The sequence below is a fragment of the Clostridium sardiniense genome, assembly GCF_016907995.1.
Taxonomy (GTDB): domain Bacteria; phylum Bacillota; class Clostridia; order Clostridiales; family Clostridiaceae; genus Clostridium; species Clostridium sardiniense.
Map to the genome: position 1 here is coordinate 273104 of NZ_JAFBDA010000002.1, position 16848 is coordinate 289951.

Sequence of the window (16848 nt, forward strand, 5' to 3'; positions counted from 1 at the left end):
TATTTTTCTCATAAAATGTTTTATTTATTCTTTTATATTATTTATAATTAATAGTAAAAATTAATGAGAGGAATGAGAGTTTTGTATAAAGATAGCTTAATTATTGAAAATGGAAGGGAAGAATATATAAATAAGATTTCTAATCTTTTATTTGAAACAGAAGATTTTCCAGAGATAGAGTGGGGAACGGGAAATAGAGATAGTTTAATAAATAGATTGAGAAAAATTATGATGATCGAAGGAAGTAGAGTTTATTATAAGAATTTTAGAGTTATTAAAAATAAAGATGAAGTAATAGGACTAACCTTGGCTATAAGGGGGGAAAGGCTAAAGAAGTCGACTTTTAAGGGGGATAGATACTTAATAAAAATGCAAGAAAATATAAAAGATAAGGTTAAATTTATATGTGGATGGATTGAATATATATTTTATGAGGAGTGCAAGAAAAATGAGTATTATTTATCAAATATTATTATAGATAAAAACTACAGAGGGAAAAATTATAGTCAATTATTATTAAAGGATACCGAAGAGAGAGCTAGAGCGTATGGATACTCGTATGTATCTCTTATAGCTAATAACGAAAATTTAGTAAAGTATTATACTAGATGTGGATTTAAGAGGGTAAGTTTAAAAGGCAGAAGAATGATAAAAGATATTAATAAGTATTAATATCTTTTATCGTAAAAGTCTTAATAAATCTATATTGAGAGAGTATTAAAAATTTTATAATAATAAACATAAAATAATTAAAGAGAAAATAACAAAAATAAAATAGAAGAATATAATATTACAAAAAACTTGATTTACATCAATTTTATATATATAATATAATCACAATTCAATATGTTCGGATGAAGGTAGTGGGAGAGAGATTGATTTTATATCAATCCACCGAAGAGGGAAATCTTTCAGGTATTAGGACCGCTACTGGACGAGCCTCTGGAGAGCCTCAAAATATATATTTTGAGCACCGAAGGAGCAAGGCAGGTAAAATTTATTTTTCTGCTGAAACTCTCAGGTAAAAGGACAGGGGATTTTTTGAAGCTAAGTAACTTAGCTTTATTTAATCTCCTCCGGAATTTTTAAATTTAGGAGGATTTTTTATGGAAAAAATTTTAACAAGTATTGACTCTTTTGTATGGGGTCCACCACTTCTAATCTTATTATTAGGAACTGGAGTGTATTTAACATTTAAACTTAGGTTTTTACAAATAACAAAGTTACCTAAGGCTTTAAAATTTATATTTAAAAAAGAAAATGGGGCAAAAGGGGATGTATCAAGTTTTGGTGCCTTATGTACAGCTCTTTCAGCTACCATAGGGACTGGTAATATAGTTGGTGTTGCAACAGCAATTAAAGCTGGTGGACCTGGAGCATTATTTTGGATGTGGGTTGCAGCGTTTTTTGGAATGGCAACTAAGTATGCAGAAGGTGTTCTTGCTATAAAGTACAGAGAGTTTGATGAAAATGGAGCAGTGAAAGGTGGACCGATGTACTATATACAAAATGGTATGGGTGTTAAATGGCTTGCCAAAATATTTGCATTATTTGGAGTTCTAGTTGCACTATTTGGAATTGGAACATTTGCACAAGTAAAATCTATTTCAGAAGCTTTAAAGACAGGATTTAATGTACCAATAATTATAACTGCAATCATAGTTACTATATTAGTTGCAATGGTAACTTTAGGGGGAATACAAAGAATATCTAAAGTATCAGAAGCTATTGTTCCATTTATGGCAGCTCTTTATATAATTGGAGTAGTTATCGTTATAGTCTTTAATATACAATCTATTCCTATGGCTGTTAAGATAATAGTAGATAGTGCATTTAATCCACAGGCAGCTCTTGGAGGAGCAGCTGGTGTATCTATTATTATGGTTATGCAAAGAGGAATAAGTAGAGGTGTATTTTCAAATGAAGCTGGACTTGGAAGTGCACCAATAGCAGCAGCCGCTGCAAAAACAAATTCACCTGCAAGACAAGGATTGATATCTATGACTGGTACTTTCTTCGATACAATAATAATTTGTACAATGACAGGTATAGTAATAGTTCTTACAGGAATGTATACTTCACCACTTGATGGTGCAAACTTAACAACTGCAGCTTTTGAGATTGGTTTTCCTATTGCTTTAATTGGAAAATATATAGTTAATGTTGGACTTATATTCTTTGCATTTACAACAATTTTAGGTTGGAATTACTATGGAGAGAAATGTATAGAATACTTAATTGGTGAGAAGGCAATAATTCCATTTAAGATACTTTATATAGCGTTAGTAGCTGTTGGTGCTTTTATATCATTAGATACAATATTTATTTCTGCTGATATAGTAAATGGTCTTATGGCTATACCAAATTTAATTGCAATAATTGCTTTAAGAAAAGTTGTATTTGATGAAACAAATAAATTTCTTAGAGATATAAAATAAATAAAGAGCTAGTTTAAATAATTATTTAGACTAGCTCTTTTATATTATATTACCTTTATGTTAATAAGTTACTTTAAACTTTTTTTCTAAAGGATCTAAGTCAATTTCATGTATAGATATATTTTTTACTTTAGCGAATCGATTTCCATCCTTTAGTATGCCTAAAAACTTTTCAATATCTATTTTATTTCCCTGAGCTTCTAATGAGACATCTCCATCAGAAAGGTTTTTAACCCATCCAGTTAAGTTATATTTTAAGGCATTAATCTGAACAAAGTATCTAAATCCCACACCTTGAACATGACCACTAATTAAGGCTTTTACTCTAAACATAAACAGCATCCTTTCAATAATGTATTATAAATAATTATATCATAGGGTGAATTATTTAGATATAAATAGGAAAAATATTACTAATGTTAAGAGAAATATTGAAAATAAATAAGATATAATTTAGAATAAAATAAAAAGGAAATTTATGGAGGAAATATGGAGAAGAGTTTAGTTCTTATAAAACCAGATGGAGTGGAAAAAAATATAATAGGAAAAATAATTTCTATGTATGAGGAAGCAAATCTAAAGGTCATTGAACTTAGGATGACGACTATAAATAAGGAATTTGCAATGAAGCATTATAAAGAACATATAGGAAAGCCTTTTTTTGAGGAGTTAATAAATTATATTACTAGAGGGCCACTATGTGCATTAATATTAGAAGGGGATAATGCGATAGATAAAATTAGAAAAATAAATGGAGCAACTAATCCTAAGAAAGCAGACAAGGGAACAATAAGGGCATTGTATGGAAAAAATTCAACTGAAAATTGCGTACATGCATCAGATTCAGTTGAAAGTGCTAATAGAGAGGTAGAACTTTGGTTTAAATAAAATAAAAGACAATCAAGAATTAATCTTGATTGTCTTTTTAATATTAAGAACGAACTTTAATCCAGGCATCATTATACTCTAATAATGTCTTATGATCTAAGTCTTTAAATACTTCAGAATTTTTAAGTTCTTTTTCACTTGGATATTGTTCTTGTATTTCTTTAGGTAACATCTCAAAAGCTTTAGTGTTTGGAGTTTGATATCCTATATATTCAACATTTTGAAGTGCATTTTCTGGGTCACATAAGAAGTTTATAAATTCTTCAGCTTCCTTTTTATGTTTTGCTCCTTTAGGAATGGCTAAGGAGTCAAACCACTTATTAGTACCTTCTTTAGGAACTACATATTTAATTTTAGGATTTTCATTCATTATATATTGAGCATCTCCTGACCAAACAGGAGCAATAGCAGCTTCACCACTTATCATTGCATCTTTAACTTCATCAACCATGTAAGCTTGAACTAGGGGTTTTTCTTGTATTAAAGCTTCAGCTGCTTCATTTATTTGTTTTGGGTCTGTTGAATTAATAGAGTAGCCAAGTTTTTTTAATGCAATCGCCATAGCATCTCTAACAGAATCAAACATAACAATTTGACCTTTATAATCTTTATCCCAAAGAATATTCCAGCTATCTACAGGTTTCTTTACTATATCAGGATTATAAACTATACCTATTGTACCCCACATATAAGGAACTGAATATTCATCATTAGGATCGTAAGGAAGATGCTTGAATTCTTTTCCAATATATTTATAGTTTGGGATTTCTTTATAGTCTATCTTATCTAAAAGATTTTCTTTAATCATTTTTTCTATCATATAATCAGATGGGATTATTAAATCATAATTGCTAGAACCATCCTTAATTTTTGAATACATAGTTTCATTAGTATCATAAGTATTATAATTAACTTTAATACCTGTTTCTTCCTCAAATTTAGTAACTAATTCAGGATCTATATAATCTCCCCAGTTGTATATATTAAGTTGTTTTGAAGTAGTTTTATCTGATTTATTTCCGCATCCAGTGAATAGCCCTACAACAAGCACTGCACTTAAGGCTAATGCGCTGAAAAGTTTAAATTTTTTCATTTAGTTCACCTCTACTTTTTTCTTTTTATTAACTATTAATAACAATATTAATACTGTTACAAACATTAATGTAGAAAGTGCATTAATTTCAGGCTTAATACCACGTCTTGCCATTGAATATATTTCAATTGAAAGGTTTGTAACACCAGGACCTGTAGTAAAGAAGCTAATTACAAAATCATCAATTGACATAGTAAACGCCATTAAAAATCCTGCAAATATTCCAGGTTTTATTTGCGGTATTATAACCTTTCGCATTGCATACCAAGGAGTAGCACCAAGGTCCATAGCAGCTTCTATTGTATTATCTGGAAGTTGCCTAAGTTTTGGAAGTACAGATAATATTACATAGGGAATATCAAAAGATATATGAGCTAGTAACATTGTCTTAAATCCAAAATCAAATTTTAAGAATATAAATAAACTCATTAAAGCAACACCGGTAACTATATCCGGATTTATTATAGGTAAATTATTTACATTCAATAATAATGATTTTTTTCTTCCTCTCATATTATGAATACCAATTGCTGTAATTGTACCTACAATAGTTGCTATAACAGAAGCTATAACTGCAATTAAGATAGTATAATATAATGCTTCCATTAAAGATTCATTATGAAATAGCTCTCCATACCATTTAAAAGTAAATCCATTCCATTTTCCCATTGACTTTGAATCGTTAAAAGAGAATACCATCAAAGTAACAATTGGTGCATATAAAAATATAAAAATTATAGCTAAATAGAATTTTTTTATGAATTTTTCGAATCTGCTTACCATAAACGACCACCACCTTCGTTTTGCTCACCATCAAATCTTGACATTAAAGCCATAGATATTAATATTAAGATCATTAATATAATTGCTAGTGCTGATCCAAAGTGCCAGTCACTCATAGTTGTAAATTGTTGCTCTATAACATTACCAATTAGCATTTCTTTTCCGCCACCTAATAATCTTGAGATAACGAATGTTGAAACAGCTGGCATAAATACCATTGTTATACCTGATATTACTCCAGGAATGCTAAGCGGAAGTATAACTCTTATAAAAGTTTGTTTTCTATTTGCTCCAAGGTCTGATGCTGCATTTACTAAATTTTGATCTATTTTAGATAATACTGTATATATAGGTAGTATCATAAATGGTAAGAAATTATATATCATACCAAGTAAAATAGCTCCATTTGTATAAAGGAATTGAATTGGCTCTATGCCGAAAATTCCTAAAAAGTTATTTATTATACCATTCTTACCTAAGATAGGTAACCAAGCATATGTTCTTAATAAGAAGTTCATCCACATTGGTAATATAAATAGCATAATAATTAAATTACGTTTACTCTCTGGCATTTTTGCAACAATATAAGCTACTGGGTAACCTATAATTAAGCAAACAGCTGTTGATATAAGTGCTAGAGAAAGTGAACGACCAAATATTCTAATATATTGTGGATTCATAAGTCTTTGGAAGTTTTCAGTTGAAAACTGATAACCTGACCCAGAATCAATTGTTAAGCTGAAAAATAAAATCATTAATAAAGGAATTACTATAAATAGAGCACTCCACACTACATATGGATAAGCTGCAAAACTTCTTTTCTTATTATTCATTTTCTGTCACCTTTTTCATTACATGAATATCTTCTGGATATATATCTATTCCAATAATTGAGTCTATATCAGCAGACTTAGTATTGTGTATAATCCATCTTTTATTACAATTTTCAACTTCTATTTCTATTTCATAGTGAACTCCTTTAAATATAACAGATATAACTTTTGCCTTAAGCATTCCATCATCTGCTTTAACCATTTTTATATCTTCTGGCCTAACAACTATATCAACTGCTTCATTTTTATTGAAGCCTTTATCAACGCTTTCAAATATTTTTCCACAAAACTCTGTTTTAAAGTCTTCGTGCATTATACCATCTACTATATTGCTTTCACCAATGAAGTCGGCAACAAATGCATTTGCTGGTTCATTATATATATCTTGAGGAGTTCCCATTTGCTGAATAACCCCTTTATTCATAACAACTATAGTATCTGACATAGTAAGAGCTTCTTCTTGATCATGAGTTACAAATATAAAAGTAATACCTAATCTTTGTTGAATTTTTTTTAGCTCAATTTGCATTTCTTTTCTAAGCTTTAAGTCTAATGCACCTAAAGGTTCATCAAGAAGTAAAACTTCAGGTTCATTAACTAGAGCCCTTGCTATAGCAACTCTCTGTTGTTGACCGCCACTTAATGATTCTATACTTCTTTTTTTAAAGCCACTAAGTGCAACTAGTTTAAGCATTTCAGTTACTTTTTCCTTAATTTCTTCCTTAGGTGTTTTCTTTATTTTTAATCCAAAAGCTATATTGTCATATACGTTCATATGAGGAAATAAAGCGTATTTTTGGAATACAGTATTTACAGGTCTTTTGTGAGATGGAAGGCTTGCCATATCTTTATCATCAAATATAACTTTTCCACTATCTGCTGTTTCAAATCCAGCAATTATTTTTAATGTAGTTGTTTTACCACATCCACTTGGACCTAATAGAGTTAAAAATTCATTTTTCTTTATATTAAGATTAAGTGTTTTAAGCACCTCATTATCTTCATACTTTTTACTTATACCTTTTAGCATTAGAATGTTATCATTCATAATAAACACCTCTTTCTAGAATTTAAAATTAAAGCATATTAAAATGATGGGGGAGTACTTATCCAGATTAATTTTGCAACTGTCTTTCCTGGATTTGAAAGATAGTGATTTAGTTTAGGTTTAAAATAAAAGCTTTCACCTTTTTTTACCTTATAACTTTTATCGCCTAAATGAAGTATTACACTTCCATTTAATACAAATCCAAATTCTTCTCCTTCATGAGGTTCTTCCTCTATGTATCGACCATCAGGTTCTAAAGTTAGCATAATAGGCTCCATATCATTTTTTTGAGCACTTGGTACTAACCATTTCAAACTATATTTTAAGTCTTCATCTTCAGTCTCAAACATATCGTCACTTTTATAAGTAATTCGTTCTTCACCATTTTCACTAAAGAATTCAGTTAAATTAGTTCCTAAAATTTCTAAAATATCTACTAAAGTAGCAATAGATGGGGAAGTTAAATCATTTTCAACTTGAGAAATAAAACCTTTAGATAATTCACATCTATTGGCTAATTCTTCTTGAGTAAGCCCTTTAGCAATTCTAAGACTTCTAATTTTATCGCCAATTTCCATTCTTCACACCACCATTTCTATTTAAAAAATATCACTGTTACTAAACATAAAGTTTAAGATTACTAAACAAACAAGACTAATTATAATTACTATATGCAAAAAAATCAATATATTTAACAAAAAAAAAATAAAAAAACTTATAGCTTATTCATTGAAGTTAAAGGGATGTAGAAGATTAGTTTTAGAATAAGTTTAAAAAAAGAGTAAGAAAAGTTTAGTAATACTAAGAAATTTTTAAAATAGTGAATAATTTGAAAAAGTTGGCAAGGGTATTTTTCTAAAATTTATTAATATATGAAAAATAATGTATAAACAATAAAAATTTATTAATATATAAAAAAGTGGCGAAAATTTGTTATAATAAAGTAAAGTTAAAATAGTTACAATTTAGAAGGGTAAATTTTTAATAAAGGTGATTAGAATGAATCTAAGAGAAGGATTATATAGAAGGAATGGTAAAAAAGTATATATAAAGCAACCAGAGTATAATGAACTAAAATTTGTTCAAGAGCTTTGGGGCGATAAAGATACCATGAAGGATATTGGGGGAGTATTCAATTTTTCAGAGAATAAATGGGAAATGTTTTATAAAAAAATGGTTGCTCCAACAGATGGAAAGAATTTTTATTGCCTTATCTATACTAATAAAGATGAGCCTATAGGGGAAGTTAGTTTCCATGGTTATGATTCTGCAACTAAAATTGCACGCTTTAATGTTAAGGTCCATTCAGATTATAGGAATAAAGGGTATGGTGAAGAAGCTGTTAGATTGCTCCTTGAATATTACTTTGTAGAATTTGGTGGAGATATGCTAATGGATAATGTAATAACGGTGCAAGGTGAAAGGGTAGCTCAAAAGATAGGATTTGAAGAGGTAAGAAAATTTAGTGGTAAGACAACAATAAGGATAACAAAAGAAGAATTTTTAAATTTTGATAAAGGAACAAATACTAATATAGGAATATTAATGATAAATAATATGAATATGCTTGATTATACTATGGCACAAGAGTTATTTGATAAAGCTAATGATATTATAGGCAAGAGAATGTTTAATGTTTATGGTATTAATATTGATAATGAAATTAATATTAGTAAAAATATAAAATTACAGCTTAATAAAAATGAAGAAATAAAAAAGCTCAATGTATTAATAGTTCCAGGCGGAAAGAATATAGTTTCAAAAGAAAGTAGGGAAAAGGTCATTGATAACATATTAAGTTATTATAGTGAATGTGACTTTATTTGTGCTCTTAATGAAGGTATTTACTACTTAGCAAGTTGCAAAGAGTTAAGTGGGGTTCTAGTTCCTTATGGAGATTGGATTGATGGGCTTGATATGGAAAAAAGTGATTTTAGGTTAGTAAAAAGAAATTATACTGATAATGGAAAATTAATGTTAAGTACAAATATAATGGGAAATTTAGAATTATATCTTAATTTGATCAAAAAAATTGGTGGGAATGATTTAGAAGAAAAATTAGCATGTGAAATAGGGTTAAAAAAGTAAGTGGAAAAAGGAAAATTCCACTTGCTTTTTTTATTTCTTTAAAAATACGCTTGTAGCTATACTTATAATATCTTTTATAGTATTAAGTTGATCTGTTAAATTTTCTTTTACAACTATAGCGTCTGCTGTAGCTTCTGTTGCAACATCACTGATATCTTTAACATTATCAGAAATATCTTTAACGTTAGTTAAAGTAGTGTCAAGATTTTTCTTATTTTGATCTAAAAGAGTATCAACTCTGTTTAAAACACTTGAAAGTTTTAATAAGCAAAGTATTAAAATTATTAATGCTACTGCACCTAATATTCCAATAAAAAGCCAAAATAAATCAACTACGTTAATATACATTATTTATTTTCCTCTACAGATTCTACTTTTTCATCTACTACTTCTTCAACTTCCTTTTCATTAGGTAAGGTAGACTCTACCTCAGTAGCTTGATTTTTATTATTTAAATAATCTTTAATCTTGGATTTAGCATCTAAGATATTATTTTTGCAATTAGCTGTAGCTTTAGTAGCGTGAGCTCTTACTTTATCATTAACATCTTTAGCTGTACCCTTTATATCTTTAATTGTTTCTTTGCCAGATTTTGGAGCAAGTAAAACTCCACTTACAGCACCTGCAATTGCACCAACTGTTACACCGGCAACTAATGTCTTAGCAGTCTTTTTTTGTGCTTGTCTAATTTTTGCTTTCCTCTTTTGTTCTATTAATGTTGATAAACTCATACAATAACCTCCTCTAATAGTAAAAATATGATAAATTTCTTAAACCTATTATACTATAACATTAATAGGAAAGTCACCACAAAGAAGGGGAATTATAACAATGTTCATATATGATGTAAGTAGTTTAAAAAGTACATAAATTGTTTTTTATAGTATTCCATAAATAAAAGGATTAGTGTAAAATGATTATATAATTAGGCATGTATTTACTTAAATGGAGGGACATTATGGGAAGAAAAAAAGGGAGATATATTAGCATAGCAATATTAGTTGTGCTTATAGTAATGATACCAATTTTACTGTATACTTACTTTGGACAGGGAAGAAAACAAATAGTTGAAGCAGATAAGTTTATTAAAAAATTGCAAAATGAAAACATTATTGAAAAAAATGATAGCAATATAAAATTTAAATTAGAAGAAAAAACAGGTGCAGAAAAAAATAAAGAAATATATTCTTTAATAAGTGATAATTATAGAGTAGATTTAGATAAGAATTTTAATGTAATTAGTTTTGCAGACAATATTAAATTAAGTAAAATAATAAATATTAATCTTAAAGAGGCACAAGATAATGCAAAGGTTTACTTATCGAAAATATGTACTGGTGATTATAGGATAAAGGAAACTAATACTAACAATAATGATATAAAAGAAGATTCACCATTTTATTCAGTTATTTTTTCTAAATACGAAGATGGATATCCATATTATTCAGAAGAAGTTATAATGAACATAAATAAGAGTAATGGTAAACTTCAAGGATACGTAAATAAAACTAAAGATGATAATCATAAGAAAATTGACATTAATGTATCAAAGGATGAGGCCGAGAAGAAAGCATTAAAAGCATTTAATGATACCAATAAGGATGGCAAGATATCTTCATCTACATATCTAGCTTTTGCTAGTGGAAGAGAAGAAGGTAAGAAACTAGAGCTTTGTTACGTAATAAGTGTATCAAATAATAAAGAAAGCAATGTTTATTTTATAGGATCAAGTTCAGGTAACATAATAAATACATTTAGTAATATAGTAGAGAAAACCAAAGTAAAATAGCTTAACAAAAAAACAGTAGGTGTTTAAATACCTACTGTTTTTATTATTTTATTAATTCCACTCAGATACATTTTTAAGTCCAGGTATTGAAGAAGCTTTAAATAAAGGTTCTTTTATACCAGATCTTTTTTGTTCCGTATAATCACGTAATGCAGCAAAGGCTTGCTTACTAAGCAATGTTATAGCAATTAAATTTACAATTGCCATAAGTCCCATGAATACATCGGCTAAATTCCAAACTATTTGAATTTCTGCGACTGATCCAAAGAATACCATAGCTATTACGAAAATTCTATATATAAATAGATAAGATTTCTTTTCAGTTAAGAATTCTATGTTAGATTCTCCGTAATAATAATTACCTACTATAGAACTAAAGGCAAATAGAAGTATACATATAGCTATAAATGAATTTCCCCATGCACCTACTTCAGCACTTAAAGCTTTTTGAGTAAGTTGTATTCCTGTAATTGTTTTATCAGTATAATCAACACCTGATAGAAGAATTATAAACGCAGTACAACTACAAATAATTATTGTATCTGTAAAGACACCTAATGTTTGAATAAGACCTTGCTTAACAGGATGAGTTACATCAGCTGTAGCAGCAGCATTTGGAGCACTACCCATACCAGCTTCATTTGAGAAAAGACCTCTCTTAACACCCATAAGCAGAGCACCACCTAGTGTACCACCAGCTATTTCTTTAAACCCAAAAGCATTTTCAAATATTAATTTTATTACTGAAGGTACTTCAGTAATATTTAATATTAATATAAATATTGAAACTGCAATATAAGTTAAAGCCATTATTGGAACTAAAACTTCTGAAACCTTTGCTACTCTATGAACTCCTCCAAATATTACGAAAAGAGTAATTAAAGTTAAAATAATACCGACTACTATTCTATCTATTCCAAAGGCATCTTTAAATGCTAAAGTAATAGTATTTGATTGAACTGAGTTAAAGATTAATCCAAAGGCTATAGTTATAAGTATTGAGAATATTACTCCCATCCATCTTTTATTTAGTCCCTTTTCCATGTAGTAAGCAGGACCACCTCTAAAGGAACCATCCTCATTTTTTTGCTTATATATTTGAGCTAAGGTTGATTCGATAAAGCTTGAAGCAGCCCCTATAAGCGCAATTAACCACATCCAGAATATTGCACCAGGCCCACCCAGTGATATTGCAATTGCAATACCTGCTAAGTTTCCAGTACCAACCCTTGAAGCTGTACTAATACAGAATGCCTGGAAAGAAGAAATACTCCCTTTCTTTTTCTCTGATGAGAAGCCATCTCCTAGCAATCTAAACATTTCTTTTATGTACCTAAATTGTACGAATTTAGTCCTAAAAGTAAAATACGCACCTAAAATTAATAACAGTGCTATTAAAATATACGTCCATAAAATATTATTAAACTGTAAAATAAAATTATTTAATAATTCCATTTTTTCCCCTCCCTAAACTATATAATATAATATATTTTATAATAAAAAGAATAAAAATGCAAGAACGTGCAGTAAAAAATTCATAGATATACAATTTATTGAATAAAATAGTTAAAAAAATATAAAATGTATATTTTACTGCAAGAGAGTATTGTATAAAATTCATATTTAAAAATAAAAATAACCACCACAATTTGTGATGGTTATTATAAAATTAATTTTGCTTATTTCTTTGTGGATTTCCTCCTGAATTACTTCCACCAGAAGTAGTTCCCTATGATGGAGGAGTTTGTGGGGTAACTGTTGGTTTATTATCATTATTAGTATTGTTTTCATTATTATTGTTATTATCTGATGGAGACGTATTTTCATTATTAGGTTTATCTTCATCATGTTTATTATCTTTGTCTTTATCTTTATCCTTATCCTTATCTTCGCTTTGTGGCATTGATGTCATACTATCATATGAAGTTGGAAGAACATACTTATAATCAGCAGTCACACTATTTGGATGATCTTTCTTAATAAAGATTCTATTTGTTATTAATCCTAGTGGAGTATTGTCAGTTGCAAGTAATCCAGTAAGACTATTAACTCTAGCACTTACATGAGTTTCACAGTAACTTGTTGGTTGAGTACCATCAATGAACATTTCTGTATAAACTCTGTTTCCTCTAGGATCATTTCTACATAAATCAGTTGCAAGTAATCCTGAATCTTTACAAACAGCAACTTCAACTATTCCAGAAGGCTTTTCAATATCTTTAGTGCTTAAACCTTCATTAGCTTTCTTCATGATTAATCCCCAAAGATTAGAAGCTGTTCTACCAGAGCCGCCACCTTTAATTGATGCTTGATTATCATAACCTACCCAAACAGCACCACTGAAATGAGGAGTTAATCCTGCAAACCAATAATCTTTAACATCAGAAGAGGTACCAGTCTTACCAGCAGCTGGCATAGCACCTAAGTTAGCTCTTTGAGCATTATAAGTTAAAGGCCCTTTCATCATATCATATACAATATAAGCTGCTTGAGGAGATAGTATTTTTTCTTCGTGCTTTGTACTATCTAAAAGTACCTTTCCATTTTCATCTACAACTTTAGTATATAATCTAGGTTTAACATAAACACCATTGTTACCAAATGTACCTATAGCTGATGACATAATATAGGTATTACCTCCATCTGGATTACTCGGTGAATTATCAAATTGTCCTAAGGCATAAGTTGATTGATTTCTTGATTTACTATTAAATTTAAGTCCAAATTTCTCACCATATGCTAATGATGTAGCATCTCCAACCATAAGCTGTTGAGTTAAAGTAGCACCAACGTTACTAGATACTCTTAAGGATTCTCTAAGTGGAATTAATCCTTGATAAGTATCAGGAGAGTTTTTTGGACTAAATGATAATACTGACTTAGGAATAGGTGCATCATCTACTACAGTTGCAGCTGTTGCTTTCTTAGTATCTATAGCAGGACCGTATACTGTAAGTGGTTTTATTGAAGAACCTACTGATCTTAGAGAATCATAAGCTCTATTTAAAGATCTAGCTCCCTGATCACCTCTACCACCAACCATTGTAATAACCTCACCAGTTCTGTAATCTGTAATTGTAGCTGATGCCTGTAATAGGGGGACACCATCTTTACCAAGCTTATCAGAACCATTTATTCCATAGTTATTATAATTATTTAATACTTTTTGAGCATAGTCTTGTAGGTTTCTATCCATAGTTGTATAAACTTTAAGTCCACCAGTTTGAATAAGATTTTCTACTTGTTCATCACTATACTTATATTTTTCTTTTAAATCTTTCTTTACTTGATCTACAGCAGGGTATATGAAATCTTCATATGGAAGCCTGTAATCAGTTTTAGATTTTTTGAAGTTAAGTTTTCCAGCATCTAAATCTTTAACTGCTTTATTATATTCATCTTGAGTAATATAATTATGCTCTAGCATCTTAGATAAAACAGTTTTAGTTCTATTTATATAAATGCTAGGATCTTTTTCATTTCTAGGGGTAAAAGCGCTATAAGATGTAGGTGCTTGAGTTACACCTGCAAGATAAGCACATTGTATAAGACTTAGGTCTTTAACATCCTTATCAAAATACATTTGCGCACCAGCTTGAGCACCATAAGCAATCCCCCCTACAGGGAAATGGTTTAAATAAGCAGTTAATATTTCATCTTTTGTAAGCATTTTTTCAAGCTCTAATGAAAGATACATTTCACTTACTTTTCTTTCGATTGTTTGTTTATTAGTTAAAATAGTATTTTTAACTAATTGTTGAGTTAATGTAGAGGCCCCTTGAAGACCACCTTTTCCCGTTACTACATAAATAGCATCATTAGCTACAGCTCCAAGGATTCTCTTAATATCAATACCATTATGTTCATAAAATCTTTCATCTTCTATAGATACTATAGCATCTTTAAGATTTTGTGGTATCTCATCAGAAGTTGCTTTTTGATAATCTTCTTTACCGTGAAGAGATGCTATAAATTCATCCTTATTATCATAGGCTTGAAGAGTTTGATCAACGTTAACAACTTTATTAATATCTATAGGTGGTGTATTTTTAACCACCGCAACTACATAACCTACACCAATTACCGCTATTGCTAAAAATGCAAATAAAATACTAAGTCCAATCCATTTAAAGATTTTTTTCTTTTTAGATTTCTTAGAAATATTTTTATCAGATTTTGATTTCGAATTATTTATCTTTGAAGCTTGGCTCTTTTTAATGTTCTTATCTTTGTTTGTATCTTTTTTATCCGCCATATCTTCCTCCCAATCATTTAAAATTAATGAATAATATTCTTACCCATTATAGCATAATTATAATATGAGTAAATCAATAACTCAATAAAAAGGTGTTATATGAAATATTATACAAGAGCGCGTAAAAGAAGATATAAATCATTTATAGCTATTATTATCACCATTTTTATACTTTTTAATCTATTATTAGTTGTTTTTGATAAAAAAGTAATGCCTTCTGTTTTGGCAATATCTGAAACTATGATGAGAGCAGAAGCTGTTAAGACAATTAATCAAGTTAGTATAGAGATTTTTGATGAAAAAGTTTCAGGTAAAGAGATAATAATGATAGGTAGGGATAAAGACAATAAAATAAATTTAATACAAGCTAATACAGTATTACTTAATAAGATAACTGGAGAGATATCTATAAAATGTAATGAAAAGCTAGAAGAATTTGGAGAGAAGGGGATAGAGGTACCACTTGGCTGGATGACTGATAAGAGTGTTTATTATAACTTAGGACCTAAAGTTACAATAGAAATGGAGCCTCTTGGAAATATAGAAACTTCATATGAATCTGTATTTGAAAGTGCTGGGATTAATCAAACTAGGCATAAGATATACTTAAATGTAAAAGCTAGAATAAAAATAATAATACCTATGTATAATACTGAAATGGAAGTTAATACTCAGATACCGCTTTCAGAAACAATAATAGTTGGAGATATACCAGATACAGCTATAGATTTAAATAAATAAAAAGTATCAAGTAGCTAAAACTACTTGATACTTTTTATTTTAATATTAGTTATATCTTTAATTTTTACAAAAGGTAAAGAACCATCAGTATAAATGCGATCACCACCACCATTTCTATCATGATAGCTACTTGTAAAATGTTGAACTATTGTTACATTTTCTATGGTATCTTTTTCTTTTAAAGATTGGATTACAAAATCTCTTTCAGCATCTACATTTGAATCAATCTTATGTGTTACTTGACCAGTGAATAAAGATAATCCTATATTTTTATCATATGTTGCTGAAGCTAACCAGTCTGCTTGGAATCCTCCTGGTAAGTACCATTCCTCTGGAGTTTTCCATAAACGTATATGATGTCTTTTTCTAGGGTTACCATAGACTTCTTTTTCGAAAGTTATATCCTGTTTTCTAGTAAATAGGAATAGAGAACTAACTGGCGCACAAGGATAAGATTTAGAAAATACACTTGCTAATCCGATTTTAATTGATGATTTAAGGTTAAGGTTATCGGCTATATGCCAACCATTAAGTTCAAATGCTTCTATTATGCTTTCTTTATCTCCTAAAAAAGCAATATTTATAGGGTCTCCAAACAAACCATCGTTGGTTTTTGTTCTGCCTATGAAATAATCAGGTAAATAAAGTTTAGTTATAAATCTAATTGTTATCGGTAAAATTATATACGATATATATAACCATAAAAGAATATATAGTACCGTATGAAATTTTTTAGTGAAAATATTAGAAAATAGTGCCTCATATAATAAAATTGCTAAAAAAATAGTAATAATGAATCTGAAGAATCTTAATATTAAATTTAATTTATTTTCTTGATAATTCCCTGTGTTTTTCATAGTAGTTATACCTCCTTTGCAAATATATTAATTAA

At 29.1% G+C, this 16848-nt stretch carries 17 protein-coding genes and 2 riboswitches; of the genes, 6 read left to right on the forward strand and 11 right to left on the reverse strand.

Features of this window, described 5'->3' with window-relative positions:
• The first annotated feature begins 81 nt into the window (after window positions 1-81).
• Together JOC62_RS03625 and JOC62_RS03630 are read left to right on the forward strand one after the other, a co-directional pair.
• On the forward strand, window positions 82-672 hold the full coding sequence (locus JOC62_RS03625) for a GNAT family N-acetyltransferase (RefSeq protein WP_204593799.1): 591 nt from the start codon (window positions 82-84) through the stop codon (window positions 670-672).
• A gap of 182 nt (window positions 673-854) precedes the next feature.
• A riboswitch (glycine riboswitch) is annotated at window positions 855-937 on the forward strand.
• A 2-nt stretch (window positions 938-939) separates the two neighbouring features.
• A riboswitch (glycine riboswitch) is annotated at window positions 940-1036 on the forward strand.
• Between the two features lie 70 nt (window positions 1037-1106).
• A complete protein-coding gene (locus JOC62_RS03630) occupies window positions 1107-2438 on the forward strand; it encodes an alanine/glycine:cation symporter family protein (RefSeq protein ID WP_204593800.1) in 1332 nt (443 codons plus the stop codon).
• Window positions 2439-2498: 60 nt separating this feature from the next.
• On the opposite strand, the gene JOC62_RS03635 is transcribed toward JOC62_RS03630, so the two are convergent.
• Window positions 2499-2771 carry an acylphosphatase gene (locus tag JOC62_RS03635; RefSeq protein WP_204593801.1) on the reverse strand — a complete coding sequence of 91 codons (273 nt, stop codon included), beginning with the start codon at window positions 2769-2771 and terminating at the stop codon, window positions 2499-2501.
• 156 nt (window positions 2772-2927) lie between these two features.
• Here JOC62_RS03635 and ndk point away from each other — a divergent pair, with 156 nt between their 5' ends.
• The gene (gene ndk, locus JOC62_RS03640; RefSeq protein ID WP_204593802.1) at window positions 2928-3326 is read left to right on the forward strand and encodes a nucleoside-diphosphate kinase; all 399 of its coding nucleotides are present in this window, start codon (window positions 2928-2930) and stop codon (window positions 3324-3326) included.
• A gap of 43 nt (window positions 3327-3369) precedes the next feature.
• On the opposite strand, the gene JOC62_RS03645 is transcribed toward ndk, so the two are convergent.
• Genes JOC62_RS03645 through JOC62_RS03665 form a run of 5 tightly spaced genes read right to left on the reverse strand, consistent with a single transcriptional unit; the run spans window position 3370 to window position 7661 of the window.
• Entirely contained in the window at window positions 3370-4419 is a 1050-nt protein-coding gene (locus tag JOC62_RS03645; RefSeq protein WP_204593803.1) for an ABC transporter substrate-binding protein, read from the reverse strand.
• On the reverse strand, window positions 4420-5202 hold the full coding sequence (locus tag JOC62_RS03650) for an ABC transporter permease (protein WP_204593804.1): 783 nt from the start codon (window positions 5200-5202) through the stop codon (window positions 4420-4422).
• Entirely contained in the window at window positions 5196-6035 is an 840-nt protein-coding gene (locus JOC62_RS03655) for an ABC transporter permease (protein WP_204593805.1), read from the reverse strand. The genes JOC62_RS03650 and JOC62_RS03655 overlap by 7 nt, the downstream gene beginning before the upstream one ends.
• Window positions 6028-7086, reverse strand: coding sequence for a spermidine/putrescine ABC transporter ATP-binding protein (gene potA / locus JOC62_RS03660; protein WP_341534791.1), 1059 nt, complete (start codon window positions 7084-7086; stop codon window positions 6028-6030). The genes JOC62_RS03655 and potA overlap by 8 nt, the downstream gene beginning before the upstream one ends.
• A gap of 35 nt (window positions 7087-7121) precedes the next feature.
• Window positions 7122-7661 carry a helix-turn-helix domain-containing protein gene (locus tag JOC62_RS03665; RefSeq protein WP_204593807.1) on the reverse strand — a complete coding sequence of 180 codons (540 nt, stop codon included), beginning with the start codon at window positions 7659-7661 and terminating at the stop codon, window positions 7122-7124.
• Between the two features lie 421 nt (window positions 7662-8082).
• Between JOC62_RS03665 and JOC62_RS03670 the strand changes: the two genes are divergently transcribed.
• Window positions 8083-9171 (forward strand): GNAT family N-acetyltransferase, encoded by a 1089-nt coding sequence (locus JOC62_RS03670; RefSeq protein WP_204593808.1) that lies wholly within the window; start codon window positions 8083-8085, stop codon window positions 9169-9171.
• 30 nt (window positions 9172-9201) lie between these two features.
• On the opposite strand, the gene JOC62_RS03675 is transcribed toward JOC62_RS03670, so the two are convergent.
• Both JOC62_RS03675 and JOC62_RS03680 read right to left on the reverse strand, forming a co-directional pair.
• Entirely contained in the window at window positions 9202-9519 is a 318-nt protein-coding gene (locus JOC62_RS03675; protein ID WP_204593809.1) for a hypothetical protein, read from the reverse strand.
• Window positions 9519-9902, reverse strand: coding sequence for a YtxH domain-containing protein (locus tag JOC62_RS03680; protein WP_204593810.1), 384 nt, complete (start codon window positions 9900-9902; stop codon window positions 9519-9521). The genes JOC62_RS03675 and JOC62_RS03680 overlap by 1 nt, the downstream gene beginning before the upstream one ends.
• A 227-nt stretch (window positions 9903-10129) precedes the next feature.
• On the opposite strand from JOC62_RS03680, the gene JOC62_RS03685 reads away from it, so the two are divergent.
• Window positions 10130-10960, forward strand: coding sequence for a hypothetical protein (locus tag JOC62_RS03685; RefSeq protein ID WP_204593811.1), 831 nt, complete (start codon window positions 10130-10132; stop codon window positions 10958-10960).
• A gap of 51 nt (window positions 10961-11011) precedes the next feature.
• Here the strand turns inward: JOC62_RS03685 and JOC62_RS03690 are convergent, their stop codons facing one another.
• Window positions 11012-12415, reverse strand: a complete 1404-nt coding sequence (locus JOC62_RS03690; RefSeq protein ID WP_204593812.1) for an alanine/glycine:cation symporter family protein — start codon at window positions 12413-12415, stop codon at window positions 11012-11014.
• Window positions 12416-12689: 274 nt separating this feature from the next.
• Window positions 12690-15215 carry a transglycosylase domain-containing protein gene (locus tag JOC62_RS03695; protein ID WP_204593813.1) on the reverse strand — a complete coding sequence of 842 codons (2526 nt, stop codon included), beginning with the start codon at window positions 15213-15215 and terminating at the stop codon, window positions 12690-12692.
• A 99-nt stretch (window positions 15216-15314) separates the two neighbouring features.
• Between JOC62_RS03695 and yunB the strand changes: the two genes are divergently transcribed.
• Entirely contained in the window at window positions 15315-15956 is a 642-nt protein-coding gene (yunB, locus tag JOC62_RS03700; protein ID WP_204593814.1) for a sporulation protein YunB, read from the forward strand.
• A 20-nt stretch (window positions 15957-15976) separates the two neighbouring features.
• Here yunB and JOC62_RS03705 read toward each other — a convergent pair whose 3' ends face one another.
• Window positions 15977-16813 carry an LssY C-terminal domain-containing protein gene (locus JOC62_RS03705; protein WP_204593815.1) on the reverse strand — a complete coding sequence of 279 codons (837 nt, stop codon included), beginning with the start codon at window positions 16811-16813 and terminating at the stop codon, window positions 15977-15979.
• Between the last annotated feature and the right edge of the window lie 35 nt (window positions 16814-16848).